Annotated in this window: 15 protein-coding genes; 1 reads left to right on the plus strand and 14 read right to left on the minus strand. The window is 72.4% G+C overall.

The annotated features are described in order from the left end of the window. Positions 1–183: 183 nt before the first annotated feature. The 14 genes from RIU97_RS08625 to RIU97_RS08690 form a co-directional block, all read right to left on the minus strand. Entirely contained in the window at positions 184–774 is a 591-nt protein-coding gene (locus RIU97_RS08625) for a hypothetical protein (RefSeq protein ID WP_404954832.1), read from the minus strand. Then, the gene (locus RIU97_RS08630; protein ID WP_404954833.1) at positions 771–2,582 is read right to left on the minus strand and encodes an alpha/beta hydrolase; all 1,812 of its coding nucleotides are present in this window, start codon (positions 2,580–2,582) and stop codon (positions 771–773) included. The genes RIU97_RS08625 and RIU97_RS08630 overlap by 4 nt, the downstream gene beginning before the upstream one ends. After that, entirely contained in the window at positions 2,579–3,010 is a 432-nt protein-coding gene (locus tag RIU97_RS08635) for a hypothetical protein (RefSeq protein ID WP_404954835.1), read from the minus strand. Before RIU97_RS08635 ends, RIU97_RS08630 begins: the two co-directional genes overlap by 4 nt. 150 nt (positions 3,011–3,160) lie before the next feature. After that, complete coding sequence (locus tag RIU97_RS08640) at positions 3,161–3,967, minus strand: glycosyltransferase family 2 protein (RefSeq protein WP_404954838.1); 807 nt, start codon at positions 3,965–3,967, stop codon at positions 3,161–3,163. Positions 3,968–3,980: 13 nt separating this feature from the next. After that, positions 3,981–5,051 carry a hypothetical protein gene (locus RIU97_RS08645; protein WP_404954840.1) on the minus strand — a complete coding sequence of 357 codons (1,071 nt, stop codon included), beginning with the start codon at positions 5,049–5,051 and terminating at the stop codon, positions 3,981–3,983. Between the two features lie 4 nt (positions 5,052–5,055). Beyond that, complete coding sequence (locus RIU97_RS08650) at positions 5,056–6,507, minus strand: oligosaccharide flippase family protein (protein WP_404954842.1); 1,452 nt, start codon at positions 6,505–6,507, stop codon at positions 5,056–5,058. Continuing rightward, a complete protein-coding gene (locus RIU97_RS08655; protein WP_404954844.1) occupies positions 6,504–7,262 on the minus strand; it encodes a chain length determinant protein in 759 nt (252 codons plus the stop codon). Before RIU97_RS08655 ends, RIU97_RS08650 begins: the two co-directional genes overlap by 4 nt. A gap of 22 nt (positions 7,263–7,284) precedes the next feature. Then, entirely contained in the window at positions 7,285–8,427 is a 1,143-nt protein-coding gene (wecB, locus tag RIU97_RS08660; protein ID WP_404954846.1) for a non-hydrolyzing UDP-N-acetylglucosamine 2-epimerase, read from the minus strand. 4 nt (positions 8,428–8,431) lie between these two features. Beyond that, on the minus strand, positions 8,432–9,688 hold the full coding sequence (locus RIU97_RS08665) for a nucleotide sugar dehydrogenase (RefSeq protein ID WP_404954848.1): 1,257 nt from the start codon (positions 9,686–9,688) through the stop codon (positions 8,432–8,434). After that, positions 9,688–10,458 carry a WecB/TagA/CpsF family glycosyltransferase gene (locus tag RIU97_RS08670; RefSeq protein WP_401612519.1) on the minus strand — a complete coding sequence of 257 codons (771 nt, stop codon included), beginning with the start codon at positions 10,456–10,458 and terminating at the stop codon, positions 9,688–9,690. Before RIU97_RS08670 ends, RIU97_RS08665 begins: the two co-directional genes overlap by 1 nt. Then, entirely contained in the window at positions 10,455–11,624 is a 1,170-nt protein-coding gene (locus tag RIU97_RS08675) for a hypothetical protein (RefSeq protein WP_404954851.1), read from the minus strand. Before RIU97_RS08675 ends, RIU97_RS08670 begins: the two co-directional genes overlap by 4 nt. A 407-nt stretch (positions 11,625–12,031) precedes the next feature. Continuing rightward, positions 12,032–12,631, minus strand: coding sequence for an acyltransferase (locus RIU97_RS08680; RefSeq protein ID WP_319722627.1), 600 nt, complete (start codon positions 12,629–12,631; stop codon positions 12,032–12,034). A gap of 176 nt (positions 12,632–12,807) precedes the next feature. Next, the gene (locus RIU97_RS08685; protein WP_404954853.1) at positions 12,808–13,758 is read right to left on the minus strand and encodes an AIR synthase-related protein; all 951 of its coding nucleotides are present in this window, start codon (positions 13,756–13,758) and stop codon (positions 12,808–12,810) included. 96 nt (positions 13,759–13,854) lie between these two features. Beyond that, a complete protein-coding gene (locus RIU97_RS08690) occupies positions 13,855–15,339 on the minus strand; it encodes an MFS transporter (RefSeq protein ID WP_404954855.1) in 1,485 nt (494 codons plus the stop codon). 248 nt (positions 15,340–15,587) lie between these two features. Here RIU97_RS08690 and RIU97_RS08695 point away from each other — a divergent pair, with 248 nt between their 5' ends. After that, entirely contained in the window at positions 15,588–16,592 is a 1,005-nt protein-coding gene (locus RIU97_RS08695; RefSeq protein ID WP_404954857.1) for an AfsA-related hotdog domain-containing protein, read from the plus strand.

Here is a 16,592-nt window from a genome sequence, read left to right on the forward strand (position 1 = left end):
AATCAAGCCGACCTTCGTCATCGCTACCGCACCCGGGTCCCGCTTCAGTGAGGCGAGCAGGGCGGTGCCGTCCTCGTTGCCTTCAGCCACCAGCGCCGACAGCCGGCCGACGCACACCTCGCCGAGACGCTCGAGGCCCCTGTGATCACATGTGTGGCCATGGGGCCCTCGTCCCACCTGCGGTCAGGACGAGGGGGTGGGGCCCGGCGCCGGGGTTTCGGCGGACCAGAAGTCGGAGCGGACGTTGGGGGTGGGGATGTCGCCTTCGTACGTGCGGCCGTTCGCCACCTTCGTGGGCGCTGCCACCTTCGACTCGTCCACGCAGGGGCTGGTGACTTCGAAGAAGGCCTGCCCCTCGTGGCCGAAGAGGACGCTGATTCCGAAGCCGTCCGGGGACGTGGCGATGATCTCAGGCATGTCCTTGTCCGGATTCACCGTCTTGATCCGGTAGCCGCGCGCCTTCCAGGAATTCTCCACCACACCGAGGAAATTGCCGCGGCGCTGAGGGGAGACGACCGTCATGACGTTCCAGTAGCGCGTCACGTCGCAGCTGCCGGTCGTCGTCGTGTAATGGACCCATTCGATCTCCGGCTTGATCGCCCCGACCGTCTCGTAGAACATCGCGTCGGCGCGCTCCGCCGCTCCCTGCATGTCCATGCCTGCCACTGCCCCTCGTCCGTCCTTGGTGCCGCCCAGCAGCCCGCACCCGGCGAGCAGCGCGCCGGCCACGGCCAGCGCACAGGTCAGGCGAATGGTCCGTGTGATGCGCCTCATCGATATTCTTCCCTCACGATTTTCTCAGGGTGTCCGGCGACGATCCTGGCGATGTTGTTCGCCGACGTCTGGTCCTTCTCCGGAGTGAAGTACTGCGAGTGGGCGTCGAACAGTCCGACGTCGCGGATCATCCTGGGCCCGTCGTCGACCAGGAAGCGCTGTGCCCCGAAGGCCTTGCTCGCCGGGTCCTTGCCGAAGTACACGTCGTCGTTGCCGATGTCGAAGAGGTCACGTCCGACCGCAACCCCCACCACCGGGCCTCCCAGCACCCAGCCGAGCGCCGCCTCGCCCTTCGTGGGCAGGTGGGTGACCGGGTCGTTGTCGGCGGCGCCGACGAACACGTGTTCCTTGCCCACGCCGAGCTCCGTCGCCTTCTGCGCGTCCACGCCGGGGCTGCCAAGCAGGATCACATCGTCGACGCCCGGGATCCCGCCGGACTCCTTGGCGGCCGTGCCCACGGTGAGCGAGCCGTAGGAATGCCCGATCGCCGTCACGTGCGGGTCCGTGTTCTCGTTCGTTGCCGAGAGTCCTGCCATGAACTGGTTGTACGCCGGGGCGCCCCGCTGCGCGTCGCCCCTCGTCATCACGTCCACGTGCTGCGGGGCGTCGTAGCCCAGCCAGATGATCGAGGCACTGGACGGGTCCAGGCGCTGGGCACCGAGGGCCGTGTCCTGGGCCCGCTTCATCGTGTCATCGACGAACTCGCCGTCGAGCTTCGTCATGAGACCGGGGACGTACGCCGAGACGTTCTTGGAGGTGTCGGGGTTGCCGTACGAGACGATCGCGCGTCCGTTGCCCTCGTCCCCGATGCCCAGGAGGAACATGGGCGGGCGGCTCGGCTCGTTCAGTTTGTCCTGGATCATGTGGAGGGCGTCGAGCTTGGTCTCCGCGTCGTCGCCGCCTCGGCGCGTCAGGTCGTCGATGAGGACCGGCAGGTAGTTGCGGTTCGCCTCGTCGCGGGAGACCGCCGGGATGCCGTCCAGGCCGCCGATCAGGTCCGGTGCGATCTCCAGGTACTCCTGGCGCTGTTCGTCGGTCAGGCCGTCCCACCACTTCTTGCGCTCGGCGGGGCTCTTGTCCTCCGGGACGCCTTCGCCGAGGTACATGCCGGCGGTGGAGCGGACGTCGGAGGTGTCCCGGAAGACGTCCTTCAGCGTGGCCTCGGTGACGTCGAGGCCCTTCTCCGCCTTCAGACCGCTGAGGGTCTTCGCGTACCGGGCGTCTATCTCCTGCGCGGACCGTACGGCCCGGGCGACACGGTCGGCCACGTCCTGCGCTTTCGCCGCGTTCGGGTTCAGCGGCTTGAAGCCCGAGTAGCCGGGGTACAGCGGCGACTGCCCCTGCGAGCCGAGGCCGGGCGGTTCCAGCGGGAGGCGGGAGCTGCCCTGGACCTTACTGCCCGGGGCCTCCTTCTTCGCCCCGGTCAGGTCCTGGACCTCGGTGGCCGGGTAGCTGACGGAACCGTCCTCGTGGACGGTGAAGTTCAGGGCGGCGGCGTCCGCGAGGGCCTGCTTCAACTGGTTCTGGGGCTCGGCGAGATCGCCGGCGAGCCCGTTGAGCGCTGTACGGACGAGCCCGCACTCGGTGTGCAGGTACTGGAAGTTGCGGCTGAGGCGCTGGAGCCTGCCGAGGGCCGCCTCCGCCGACTCGCTCTCCTGGGTCTCGCGGAGCTTCGCGGACATCGCACGGTCGACCCGTACGCGGTCGGAGTCCGAGCGGTCCGAGACCTCGTGCCACTTGTCGCCCGCCTCCGTGAACTCGGAGGTCTTGAGGTCGCGCAGCAACTGCCAGGTGAGGGTTCCGGTCATCGCTTCTCATCCGCCTTGCCGCCGCCGTCGACGCCCTTGAAGGACGTCTCGATCGCGGTCTCCGTCTCGCCCATCTCCTTGGCGACCGTCAGTAGGGTCCCCTTGAGCTGCTCGCACTCGTCCCGCACCGCCTGAAGGCGTTCCTCCCAGGACGTCAGCACGCTCTTGAGGGCCGCGACGGAGCTGAGACCGGCGGCTCCCGCCTCGACGCCCTCGTGGCCGGGGCCGAGCGCCGACCGGCTCGTCTCCGTGCTGGTGCGCAGGTCGCCGGCGGTGCCGGAGGCGCTGGTCCAGGGGCCGTTGCTGTGATTGAGGCCTCCGGTCCCACCCCCGCCGGTCCCGGGGTCAGGGGCCGCCGAGGCGAGCCTCATCGCGGGCCCGCCGTCGGTCGGTCCAAACAGCTCCTGCCAGCGCTCCGAATAGGACACTGCTCCCCCGTATACCTTTGCGTTCCGCTTCCGCGCCCCGAGAGACTAACGCAGGTCACGCACGTGTGTGCGATCGGGAAAGCGGGTTCCGGATCCGGCCCGGCGGAACCGGATCGCCGGGCGGCACGGCATCGCGTAGGAGGAGACGGACTAGCCGGCCGCTTCGTCGTCCCAACGGGTCCAGAAGCTGTCCGGGTTGACCAGGTAGCGGACGGTGGGGCGGGGCAGGTGGCGGACCTCGTGGCGGCGGGCGTAGCGCCGGACGAGCTCCCAGTCCTCGCGGGGCAGCACCTCTGGGGTGCGGCGCAGCCGGCTGAAGTACAGGGACCGGTTGCGCCGCGCCACGAAGGCGTTGGTGTCCAGGAAGGCCTCGTGGGCGGCGCGGCGGCGATCGAAGGGCACCGACAGGACGTCCCGTTCGGTGCCGTCGGGCAGCACCCTGCGCAGCGCGGTGTAGACGGCGTCGGGGCCGCCGGAGGGCTCCAGTACCGCCAGGGCCTGCTCGAGGTGGTCGGGCTCCCAGAGGTTGTCGTCGTCCAGGAAGGCCACGTACCGGGAGCGGGTGAGCCGGATGCCCACGTTGCGGACGATGCCGGCGGTGGCGGTGTTGCGGGCCAGGGAGACCGCGAACAGCCGCGGGTCTGCGGGCAGTTCGGGCAGTCCGGCGCCGTCGTCGACGACGATGACCACCTGGTCGGTGACGGTCTGCGCCAGCGCCGAGCGGACCGCCGCGCCCAGTCCCGCGGGCCGCCGGTGGGTGGGGATGACGGTGGCGACGAGCGCGGCCGGGGGCCGGCCCAGGAGGGCGGCGAGGCGGGCGGCCTCGGTGTCCTCGAAGCGCCGCAGCCGCACGGCGGAGGGGAAGAGCAGGAGCTTGTTGCGGGCCTCGAAGAGCACCAGCCAGCCGAAGGCCCGCTTGAGCAGTTCCCAGGGGGCCCGTGCGATCCGGCGCATCATGAACTCTCCGTCGTCAGCTGTTGGGTTCGGGGGTGACGGGCCGGCCGTCGGACATGCGGTTGCCCTTCCACACGTTCCCGGCGCCGCCCGCGTTCCAGGCGGCGACCGGGCCGTAGGCTCCGGCGCCCGGGTGGTACTGGGTGGAGAACACGTTGTCGGTGACCTGGATGCCGGTGGCGCCCGGTCCGCCGCCGTAGAGCGCGTACGCTCCCCCGGCCAGCCAGTTGCCGTCGACGACGACGGAGGAGACGACCCCGGTGTCGGCGAACAGGCCGACGGCCGCGGTGGCTCCCCGGTCCACCGGGGTGGAGTTGAGCAGGGTGTTGTGGCGCAGGGTGAGCCGGCCCTTGTTGCCGCCCCCGCTGATGACGGCGTCGGTGTGCTGCCATTCGCCGCCCTGGTTGCGGAACGCGACGAGGTCGTGCACGTAGTTGTCGTGCAGGTCCCCCTGGCCCATGGACAGGGCGTTGCCGAAGACCGAGATGTCGCACCAGCCGACCTCGATGGAGCTGCCGCCCATGTTGGAGACGGCGTAGTTCACCCCGCCGTTGTCGGGGCCCTTGCCCGGCACGGCGGTGATGGTGGTGTGCAGGACCTTCAGTCCGCTGAAGCCGGGGCGCAGGTTGATCCCCCACCAGTTGGTGGAGGTGATCCTGCTGTCGATGACGGTGACGTCGTTGGCGTAGATGTCGAGCGAGCCGTGGATGTCCCAGCCCTTGATGACCGTGCCGTCCTTCTTGACCGACATGTTCCCCGTGTCGTGCCGCTCCAGGGCGATCCGCGGGCCGGTGCTGCTCGCGTCGGGGAATCCGCAGGCGCCGGGCGAGGCGCACGCGGAGGCTGAGGGCGAGGGCGGGGGTTCGGCCGTGCCCGGTGAGGGCGTCGGGGAGGGTGTGGCCGAGGGGCTCGGGGTGGCGGTGGGCGCGGGCGCGTCCGTACCGGAGGGGGCCGCGGTCGGTGTCGCGGAGGGCGCGGACGCGTGCTCGCCCACGCCGGTGCGGTCCGCCTGGTAGAGGGTCAGTACGACGGCCAGCACGACGCCGGCGAGCAGCCACGCCCCCAGCCGCCTTCGGTGCTGTGTCACGGCGCTACCCCCGGAGCAACGAGCGGCTGGGCAGGACGCACAGCCCGTAGACGAGCGTGGCGGCGGTCGCGGTCGCGAGGAGCGCGAGCACCCCGTCGCCGAGGTACCGCTCCAGGCCGAGGACCACCGCGGCCATCACCGCCCCGCCGAGCAAGGGCCAGGCGCAGGCCCGGGCGACGACGGCGAACCGGATGCCGCCGCGGTGCAGGGCGACCAGGTACACGGGCACCACGACGACCGCGGCGACCAGGACCTGGCCCTGTGCCACCCCCGCGATCCCGCCGGTGCGCGCACCGGCCACGAGGACCGGGATCAGGAGGAGGAGCCAGATTCCCTGGACGGCGATCAGTGAGCGGCGCCGGCCGATGGCCACCAGGCAGTCGTAGGCGAGTTCGCAGCCGATCCGGATCAGGCCGAGCGCCATGAGCCAGGGCAGTGCGCGGGCGGCGGGCCCCCAGCGTTCGCCGTAGACGAGCTCCACGATCGGTGCGGCGAGGCCGGCCAGCAGCACGCAGAGCGGGACGGTGACGGTCACCAGGACGGCGAGGGCGCGGCCGAATCCGTCGGCCAGTGCCTTCGGGGACTCGGCCAGCCGGGAGAATCCGGCGAAGGAGACCCGGCGGGCCGCCTCGGAGACGATCCGTACGGGCCAGCCGGAGATGTTGAACGCGAGCACGTAGAAGCCGAGGGCCAGCTGGTCCAGGGTCGAACCCACCACCATGGGCGGCACGTTGGCGACGCCGAGGGCGAGCAGGCTGGCCCCGGCGAGCGGCAGCCCGAAGCGGAGCAGGGCCCGGGCCTGTTTCCGGTCCCAGCCGAACCGCAGGGTGCCGGGGGCCGCGAGGCAGCAGCCGATGAGCGCGCCGGCGCTGCCGACGACGGCGCCCCAGGCGAAGCTCATCGCGCCCCAGCCCTGGACGGCCAGCAGCAGGGTCACCGTGGTGCTGAGCACGAAGTTGACCGCGTCGACGGCCATCCGCCGGCCCTGCGCGAACGCGCGGGTGAGGAAGCCCGCGGGCACCTGGGACAGGCCGTCGAGGACCACCACCAGGCACATGACCCGCAGGACGCCGGAGGCCTCGGGTGAGCCGAGGACGCCGGCCACGGCGGGGGCCGTCGCGAACAGCACCGCGTACAGGAGGCAGCTGGACAGGGCGCTCAGGGTGAGGACGGTCGGGGCGAAGCGGCGCGGGTCGCCCTCCCAGCGGATGATCGCGAGCGAGACGCCGAGTTCGTTCGCGGAGAGCAGGACCAGCAGCACCGTCTGCGCGATCCCGTACACGCCCCAGGCTTCGGGCCCGAGGAAGTAGCGGGCCAGGATGATCCCGGTCGCGAAGTTGCCGAGGCGCATGACCACGGTGTTGATCAGGCTCCACCGCGCGGCTGAGCCGACCTTCCGCCCGAGCGACGGCGCCGCCGCCGGGGCGGTCCCGGTGTCCGTTCCGGCGGCGGTCACGGCGATCCGGCCGGACGGGAGCCGGCGGCGCCGGAGCCGGCCGGGTGGGCGACGGTCATGCGCAGGGTGGCCGTCGGGTCACCGGCGTCGTCCGCGGCCGGTCCGCCGGCCGCGCCGCCCTCGCCGGGCGCGGGCCGGTGCTTGCGGGGTGACGACCGCTGCCGCTTGCGGGCCTCCACGAAGAAGGTGGCCACCAGGCTGAGTACGAAGCCCAGCGCGCCCGCCATGACCAGCAACTGGAGCCTGGCCTTGGTCTGTGCCTCCGGCTTCTGCGGAGGCACGATCGTCGACATCCGGATCATGGCGTCGGGTGCCACCGACTGCTGGCTCTGGAACTCCTGCAGCCGCTTCTCCGCGTAGGTGGTGAGGATCTCGTCCGACTTCAGCACGGCGGCCGGGTCGGTCCCGACGACGCTCAGCCACATGTAGGGGCCGAGCGCGTTGTCGGCGATCTTCGCCTCGTGCACGCCGGTGACGCCCAGGGACTTGAGGTCGGCCTTGGCGCCGTCGGAGTTGAGGTTGCGGGCCAGACCGTCGGCCATCCCGGTGAGCGAGGCCTGGGTGCTCAGGAAGGGGTTGCCGTCGAAGGCCACCGTGGCCTTCTCCGAGTTCAGCAGCGTCACCGTGCTCTGCGACCGGTACTCCACCGGGACCAGCAGGTACACGGCGGCGGTGAGCGCCGCCGTGATCAGCAGTCCGGGCAGCAGCACGTACCAGCGTCTGCGCATGACCCGCCAGATCTCCGCGAGATCCATGGTCTTCCCCTTCGAATTGCGTTTACAGCACGTGCTGTTGATCGGTGGCCGCCCCGCGCGGGACGAGGTCGGTCGGGCGCGGCCGGGTGTGCGCGGGCGGGCCGTCGAGCAGGACCGCGGCGATGCGCTCGCTCGCCCGGCCGTCCCATAGTCCGGGGCAGCGCGGCGCGGGCGGATGGTCGAGCACCCGGTTCACGGTGGCCGTGATGCGGTCCGGGTCCGTGCCCGCGAGGACGTTGGTGCCCTCCTCGACGGTGATGGGGCGCTCGGTGTTCTCCCGGAGGGTCACGCAGGGCACGCCCAGGGCGGTGGTCTCCTCCTGGACGCCCCCGGAGTCGGTGAGCACCAGGCGCGCGGAGTCCTGCAGGGCGATGAAGTCGAGGTATCCGGCGGCCGGTACGAGCCTGATCCCGCCGGGCACGCCCAGTTCGGCGAGCCGTTCGGCGGCCCGCGGGTGCACGGGCAGCAGCAGCGGGCAGCGGTCGGCGATCTCGCCCAGCGCCTTGAGCAGGCCGCGCAGGGCGGCGGGGTCGTCGACGTTGGCCGGCCGGTGCAGGGTGACCAGGCCGTATCCGCCGCGGGTGAGTCCGTACCGGTCCAGTACGTCCGACTTCCTGGCCCGGTCCAGATTGGCGAGGAGGGTGTCGATCATGACGTTGCCCACGACGTGGATCTGGTCCTCCCGGTAGCCCTCCGCCCGCAGGTTCGCGGCCGCGTCGGGCGAGGGGGCCAGCAGGAAGTCGCTGAGCCGGTCGGTGGCGACCCGGTTGACCTCCTCCGGCATGCTCCAGTCCCGGCTGCGCAAACCGGACTCCACGTGGGCCAGCAGCGGGCCGGCCTTCGCGGTGACCAGGGCGCAGGCGAGGGTGGAGTTGATGTCGCCGACCACCACCACCGCGTCCGGGGCCAGTTCGTCGAGCAGCGGCTCGAAGGCGGCCATCACCCGCCCGGTCTGCTGGGCGTGGGTGCCGGATCCGGCGCCCAGGTACCGGTCGGGCGGGCGGATGCCGAGGTCGCGGAAGAACACGTCGTTCATGGACTCGTCGTAGTGCTGTCCGGTGTGGACGAGGATCACCTCGGCGCCGCGGCGCTCCAGTGCGTCCATCACCGGTTTGATCTTCATGTAGTTGGGCCGGGCCCCGGCCACGCAGACGATCCTGGTCATGGGGTCAGAGCACCTCCACCTTCGGTCCGGTCATGCGGTTGCGGGTGTCGAGGACGAAGGACGCGTGCTCCGCGATCATCTGGTAGTCGAAGGAGTCGTGGTCGGTGAGCAGGACGACCACGTCGGCGGCCGCCACTTCCTTGCGGGTCGGCTCGACCCGGACGAGCCGGGCGTCGACCTTGATGCTCTCCACGACGTGGGGGTCGACGGCGCGGACCTTGGCCCCCATGTCGAGGAGCAGTTCGGCGATGCGGACGGCGGGCGACTCCCGCGCGTCGCCGGTGTTCTTCTTGTACGCGAGGCCCAGCAGCAGGACCTTGGAGCCGTTGACCGAGCGGCGCTTGGCGTTGAGCGCGTCGATCACGCGGCGGGTCACGTACTCGGGCATGTGGTTGTTGATGTCGTTGGCGAGTTCGACGAAGCGGAAGTTCTGGCCGAGTTCGCGCTGCACCCGCCAGTTCAGGTACGAGGGGTCGATCGGCAGGCAGTGGCCGCCGACGCCCGGGCCGGGGGTGAACTTCATGAAGCCGAAGGGCTTGCTGGAGGCCGCTTCGATTGCCTGCCAGACGTCGATGTCGAGGTGGCGGGCGAACATCGCGATCTCGTTGACCAGCGCGATGTTCACGTGCCGGAAGGTGTTCTCCAGCAGTTTCGCCAGCTCGGCCTCCTTGGGCGAGCGGACCGGGACCGTGGTGTCGACGAGCTCCCCGTAGAAGGCCTCGACGGCCTTGAGGGAGCGGGCGTCGACTCCGGAGACCACCTTGGGGGTCTGCTGGAAGCCCCAGACGGTGTTGCCGGGGTCGATGCGCTCGGGGCTGTAGCCGAGGTGGAAGTCCTCTCCCGCGGTGAGTCCGGAGCCGTCCTCCAGGATCGGCGCGAAGAGCTCCTCGGTGGTGCCCGGGTAGGTGGTGGACTCCAGGACGACGGTGGCGCCCGGGCGCAGGAAGCGGGCCAGGGTGTGCGCCGACTCCTCGATGTAGCGCAGGTCGGGGGCTCCGTCCTGTAAGGGGGTCGGCACGGTGACGACGGCGACGTCGAAGCCGCCGCAGTCCCGGGCCAGTTCGCTCGGGCGGTAGGAGCCGTTGGCGAGCGCCCGGTTCAGCCGGTCGGAGGAGACGTCCTCCACGTACGATTCGCCGGCGGCGAGGCTCTTGACCCGCCGCGCGTCCACGTCGTACCCGATCACCTGGTGTCCGACCTCGGCGGCCCGGATGGCCAGCGGCAGTCCGACGTATCCCTGTCCCACGACGACGACGCGCATCAGTGACTCCTGTTCGCGGAACCGGCAGACGGTGTGCGGTGGATGAGCTCCCGGACCGTCATGGCCAGGAAGGCGGCGTTGGTGGTGAGGTAGCGCTTGCCGAGACGGCGCGGCTCCTGGAGGGTGCGGTAGAACCATTCGAGTCCCATCCGCTGCCAGACCAGCGGGGCCCTCTTGGTGATGCCGGCGAGGATGTCGAAGGAGCCGCCGACGCCGTGGACGACGTGGGCGCCGGTGCGCTTGCCGTAGCCCGCGGTGAAGATCTCCTTCTTGGGCGAGGTCATCCCGAGGAACAGCATCCGGGCGCCGCTGTCCGCGACGCCGTCGGCGATCGGCTCCTGGTCGGAGTCGGCGAAGTAGCCGTTGCGGCTGCCGGCCACCCGCAGTCCGGGGAAGCGTTCGGAGATCTGCCGGAGCATCAGTTCCAGGACGGACTGTTCGGCGCCGAGCAGGTAGACGGGGATGTCCGCCACCTCGGCCGCCGCGAGCAGCCGCATGAACAGGTCGATGCCCGCGACCCGTTCGGGCAGCCGGACGCCCAGGACGCGGCCGGCCCAGACCACCGCCTGGCCGTCGGCCAGGACGAGGTCGCAGCCGGCGACCGCCTCGGCGAGACGGGGGTCGCGCCGCATGTTGACCAGCTTGGCGGCGTTGACCATGCCGATCTCGATCTGTTCACCGCGCCGCACCGCGTCGAGGCAGCGCTGCACGGTCTCGTCCATGGTCAGGGGATCGAGCGCGATCCCGAAGAGGGTGGGCCGTCGGGTCATCTCGGCAGCCCTCCGAGCCAGGCGAAGAGCATCCAGCCGAACTCGTACGGGCGGCATTCCCGGTCCACCGCGAGGGGCCGGAAGATCCGGTCCAGCGGGGCGAGCCGGGCGCCGGGCGCCACCCGGGTGGTGAGTCCGCGGGCGGCGCGGACGGCCTTCTTCGGGTCGCCGCGGTAGACCTTGCGCCAGGTGACGCCGAGGTCCTCGCGGATCATCGGCTCCCGCGGGGTCCCGGTGGGTCCGGCGAGTTCGGGCACGTCGGTCATCCAGCGCAGGCCCTTGCGGACGGCCGCGCCGTAGTCGGTGCCGCCCGCGTCGGCCAGGTCGAGCAGGGCGGTGGGGGCCATGGCGTGCTGGTGCACGCTGTAGACCGGGTAGCCCTCGATCACGCCGCCGCGGCGGGCGTCGTAGTGCCACCACCACTGGCCGCCGTCGCCCTGCAGGGCGCAGATGCGGGCGGCGCAGGCGTCGGCGGCCGCGAGGGCCTCCGGGTCGTCGCCGCTCGCGTGCAGCCGGGCCAGTGCCTGGAGCGGATAGGTCTGGTCGGCGAAGCAGGCCACGTGGGAGCGGTATCCGGGTACCAGCCCCGGCCCGGTGGCGTGCGGGAAGAGCGGGCCGTCGTCCGTCCTGGCCGCCAGCAGGCGGGTGCGGGCGGCCGCGAGGCGGTCCTCCACGTCCACCGTGCCGCGCGCGGCGGTGAGGGCGGAGAGCACCCAGGCCGCCTCGACGGTGTACTGCGGCCGCCCGGGCACGTCCAGCGCCGCCACCCGGTCGAGGGCGTCGGACAGCTTCGGGTGGCCGGTCTCGGCGGCGGCCCAGGCGATGAGTGCCGCGTCGCCGAGGTTCACCACCCCCGGCAGCCGCTCCACGAGCAGGCCCGCGAACTCCTCGGCGGAGCGTCCGCCGAACAGGGCGCGCTGGCGGTCCTCGGGCAGGAAGCGGGCGCCCAGCGCGGTGATGGCCGCGTACCGGGTACTGGTCCCCCGCTGCTCCAGGCGGCGGGTGCCGTCGGGCGGGACGGTCCCCGCCCTGGTGAACACGAAGGTCTCGGCGTCCGGCAGGTACATCGCGGGAAGTCCCGCCTCGGCCAGCGCGAGCAGCCGCTCGGCGAGGGCGTGCAGCGGCAGGTCCTCGCCGGCCAGTGCTCCTAATCGTGTGCTGGTCATCGGGTCCCCACCCCGACTCCCCGGGTGCTCCGCGCACTCCGTATGTCCGAGCCGTACGGCACCAAGACACCTACCCCCTCTGATCGCTCCTCGGAGGGGGATTGCGCGTGACGACGGCGCCCGCGCCGCCGGTGTCGTCCCACCGGTGGCACGAGCCGTCCGAAGGCTGCGTCTGGACCCCCCAGCGATGCCTCGGACTGGAGCATGCGTGATCGGCAGTGCCGGCAGGCGCGTGTGTCCGCGCCGTTGCCCGCACTGCCCGCGATGCCCTCGTCGTGTTTACAACCCCCCACTGAGCACGGCCTGTTGCGTGCTCAGATCCCGTATACAGGGACAAGGTATGCCCACGGATGTTCGTTGATTGCGGTTTTGAGGAAATGCCGATGACGTAGTTTACCGACGTTCCGTCAGGTGCGCTCGAGAAGCGTGCCGTCCTTCTCGTCGTGCAGCGCGCCGGTGCGCGGGCACTCCCATACGCCGGGCTCGCCCGCGCGCTCCACCAGACGGACCCCGGCCCGGCCCACCCAGCCGATCCGCCGCGCCGGCACACCCGCCACGAGCGCGAAGTCCGGTACGTCCTTCGACACGACCGCGCCGGCCGCGACCAGCGCCCAGCGTCCGACCCGCACCCCGGCCACGCACACCGAACGGGCTCCCAGCGAGGCCCCCTCGGCGACCACGACCCCGGCGGGCTCCCAGTCGCCGTCGCGCTTGAGCCGGCCGTCGGGTTCGACCGCACGGGGGTAGAAGTCGTTGGTGAGGACGGCCGCCGGACCGATGAACACCCCGTCGCCGAGCTCGGCCGGCTCGTACACGAGCGCGTAGTTCTGGAGCTTCACGTGGTCCCCGATCCGTACGCCGGGCCCGACGTACGCCCCGCGCCCCACGATGCACCCGCGCCCGAGCCGGGCCTCCTCCCGTATCTGCGCCAGATCCCAGATCGTGGTCCCCTCACCGAGCTCGGCGCTCTCGTCGACCTGGGAGGAGGGTTGGATGCGGACGCTCACGGCGCGGTCCCCTTACGGTTCGCAAGGCATTCGGAGGTACGGACGTACGTCCGTACGGGCCGAGCATATGCGCCGTCGGGACACCCCACCGGTTGATCAACCAACCGTCCAGAAACCGGATTTGGCCGGTTTCACGCCCTGCCGAGGCCTGCCGCGGCCCCTCCGCACCGGACCGGTCAGAGGAGGCGTTCGGGGAGGGAGCCGGCCGGGACGGTGCGCGCGTGTCGGCGGCCGTAGGGGGCCAGGAACTCCACGTCGCCCATCGGGTCGGCCGTGACCTCTCCGACGACGGCGGCCTGACGGCCGTAGGGGTGGGCGCGCAGCGCCGCCAGGACCCGGGCGGTGTGCTCCGGCGGGACGAACAGACAGAGACAGCCCGCGCAGGCCGCGTCCAGGGGGGCCAGGCCGCGCGCCCCGAGGGCCACCCGGGCCTCGTACCGTACGGGCAGGGAGGCCTCCTCGACGCACAGGGTGAGGCCGCGGCCCGCGGCACACTGGCGCAGCACCTCCGCCAGGCCTCCCGCGACCACCGTGCGGGCGTGGTGGATGTCGGCGCCCACCGCCCGCAGCAGGCCGCCGAGCGGGGCGCAGTCGCTGGGCACGTGGTGCTCGTACCCGAGGCCGTCGCGCAGCGAGACCAGGTGGGCGGCGTGGCTGCCCAGCGGCCCGGTCACCAGGATGCGGTCGCCCGGCCGGACCGAGTCGAGGTCCAGGGCCGGTGCGCCGGGGACCGGCACCCCGAAGGCGGTGGCGGTGACGAAGACGCGGTCGGCCTCGCCCGCGCGGACGACCTGGGTGTCGACCGCCGCGATCGTGACGCCGGCCTCGGCGGCGGCGGAGCGCACCGAGGCGGTCAGCCTGTGCACCAGCTCCATCGCGAGCCCGGCCTCCAGCACGATGCCGAGGGCGATGTGCCGGGGTTCGGCGCCGGTGACGGCCAGTTCGTTGACGGCTCCGCAGACGGCGACCCGCCCGATGTCGCCGTTGCCGAAGAAGGGCGGGTCGACGACGTACGTGCCGGTCCGGACGATGACGCTCCGGTCCGGGAGGAGCTCTTCCTCGATCAGGGCCCGCACCCCCGGACCGAAACCGACCTGGGCCGCTTCCCACCCCTGTGTGTACGTCACGCCATCCCCCGATGCCCGCGAGCCATGATCGTCCCATCATCCTGCGCCTACGGGGTCCCGCATACCCGTGTCACCCGAACGGCGACGGATGAGGGGTCAGTAGGGGCGGCGGCCCGTACGTCCGTAGCCGCGCAGCAGGACGACGGCGCCCGCGGTGGCCAGGGCCGGGAGGAGGGCGAAGCCGGCCAGCATGCCCAGTTCGGCGGTCGCGCTCTGCTCGGCGGCGCGGCCGGTGCCGGAGGAGACGTAGCCGGAGAGCTGGAGCACGAGGCCGTAGAGGAAGGGGCCGAGGGCGACGCCGAGTCCCTCGCCGGTGGTGAACAGGCCGGACAGGACGCCCGCCTGGCGGCGCTCGGTGCGGGCCGTGTCATCGGCGATGCACTCCGGCAGCATCGCGTACAGGAAGAGCAGCTGGCCCGCGTGGCCGGTGCCCGCGAGCGCCATGGTGGCGAGCACCGCCGCCGGGGGCAGCACGGGCGCCGCGAGGAAGAGCAGGCAGCCGGCGGCGAAGAGCGCGGAGGCGAAGGCGTGGCCGCGGCGGCCGCGCAGCCGCAACCAGAGCGGGAGCGTCAGCAGGTTGGGGGCGACGAACGCGGCCACCATGGGGCCGACCCCGGCGGAGTCGTGCAGCACGTGGTCGGCGAAGTACGGCGCGCCGGCGAGGAGGACCCCGGTCGCGACGGACTGGACGACCACGCAGCGCAGCAGTGCCATGAAGGAGGGGTTGCCGCGGGCGGCCGCGAACTGGCGGCGCAGGCTGGGGAATGCCGTCGAAGCAGCGTCGCCCGCCCGCAGGGCGGGGCCGGCGGGACTTCGACGACACGACCCGGGCTCGCTCTCCAGGACCCGGCTGCTGCGGCCGGCGCCGGAGGTGCCGGCGAAGACCCAGAGCGCGCCCAGGGCGATGACCGCCGCGCCGAACACGCCGACCCAGCGGTGCCCGGCGAGGCCGCCGCCTCCGGCGTCGACGAGGGCGGGAGCGGCGGCGCCGGTGACGAGGGCCGCCACCCCGATGACGGCGACCCGCCCGCCGACCAGCCGCATCCGGTCCTCGTCGCGGTCGGCGAGCTCGGCGGGCATGGCGACGTACGGCACTTGGAAGAAGGCGAACGCGGTGGCGGTGAGCAGGTACCCGGCCGCGGTGAACCAGGCGCCGGCGGTGCCCGGCAGCGGGCCCGCGAAGGTCAGCGCGAAGGCCAGGGCCATCGCGAGGCCACCGCCCAGGACGTACGGGCGGCGGGCGCCCCAGCGGGTGCGGGTGCGGTCGCTGGCCCGCCCGACCAGCGGGTTGAGCAGTGCGTCCCACGCCTTGGGGACGAAGACGATCGCGCCGGCCAGCGCGGCGCCCACGCCCAGGGTGTCCGTGAGGTACGGGAGCAGGAGCAGGCCGGGGAGGGTGGTGAAGGTACCGGTGACGAGCGATCCCGAGGCGTAGCCGAAGCGGAGCCGGGCGGTCAGAGCGCCCGGCGCCCGGCGCGGCGGTCCCGGCGGGGCCGGTGCTCCCGGTCCCGTCGGTGCTCCCGCCGGCTGCGCATGGTCCGGTACGGCGCGGGGGGTGCGCGCGGACCCTGTGGTGGCCATCGGAGGCTCCCTTCCGGGATCGGGGAGAGCAGTGGTTCGAAGGCCCCGCCCGAAGGGTGGGGGACGTCCCGGGGGCGGGGCCTCGGTACACACCGTGCGTCCCGCCGCATGGACGTCACTAAAGCCCGGGGGCCCGGAGGGGGCCGGCCGGGCCGGACGAGTTCCTGCCATGCACGTTGCTGACACCGGCGCCAGGTGGCTGCCCGCTCCGCCACCGCTCCACCATGGCTGCAGAGAAGGAGAGGGACATGACAGTCGACAACGGCACGACCTCGCCCCCCACCATCCATGGACACGCGACCGCGGGCACCCAGCACCTGATCCACCGTCCGCCCACGCGGGCGTACTACGCCCTGGACGCTCCCAGCCTGGGGGAGGAGCACTTCACCCTCGTCGGCGCGACTCCCGTCACCCACCCGCTCTTCAACGACGGCTCGGGGTACTTCCACGACCTGCAGATCGCCACCGAGACGGTGCGCGAGATCGGCGAGTTCGTCGGGCACCGCTACTTCGGCGTGCCGGACGACCGGCCCGGCCTCTTCTACCGCTTCACCCTCGACTTCACCGACCTCTCCGCCTGGCGCACGGACGCGGGCGCCGCCGGCCCCGTCCCCCTGGCGACCCACATCACGGCCCGCCCGGCGAACGTGGTGGCCGAGGTGCCGCGCGGGCTCGACTTCCACCTCCAGGTCACCATCGACGGCCGCCCGTGCGCGACGGGAGCCGCGGGCCTGGTCTTCCTCATGCCGAAGCTGTACCGCAAGCACGTGGAGCACTCCCGGCGGGCCCTGCAGGCCGCGCCCGAGCTCGACGACGCCCCGGACGGCCCGCTGCGCCCGGTCGACTCCGCCGAGGCGGGCCGCTACGCCCCCGAGAACATCGTGATCAGCGAGCCGACCGACGTCTCGCGCGGCCGGCTCAGCACCTGGCTGCTCTCCACCCGGGTCAGCCCCGTGTTCACCGGCGAGGACGGCCAGTACTCCGGTCTGCACCTGATGGAGGCACTGCGCCAGACCTCGCTGCTCGCCTCGGGCCGCGCGCACGGACTCAACCCCGCGCGCAGCACGCTGGGCGCCTGCCAGGTGCACTTCCGCGGACCGGCGGAGCGGGATCTGCCGCTGCGCTGCGTGGCGGTGGCCGGGCCGCTGGGGCGGGACGGCGCGGGGCGGCCGACCGTTCCCGTCACGCTCACCCTGACGCAGCGCCGCCGGGCCGTCGCCGAGGCCCGTACCTCCGTGGTGCAGGACTACTGA

This window comes from Streptomyces sp. 147326, assembly GCF_045000215.1.
Lineage (GTDB): Bacteria > Actinomycetota > Actinomycetes > Streptomycetales > Streptomycetaceae > Streptomyces.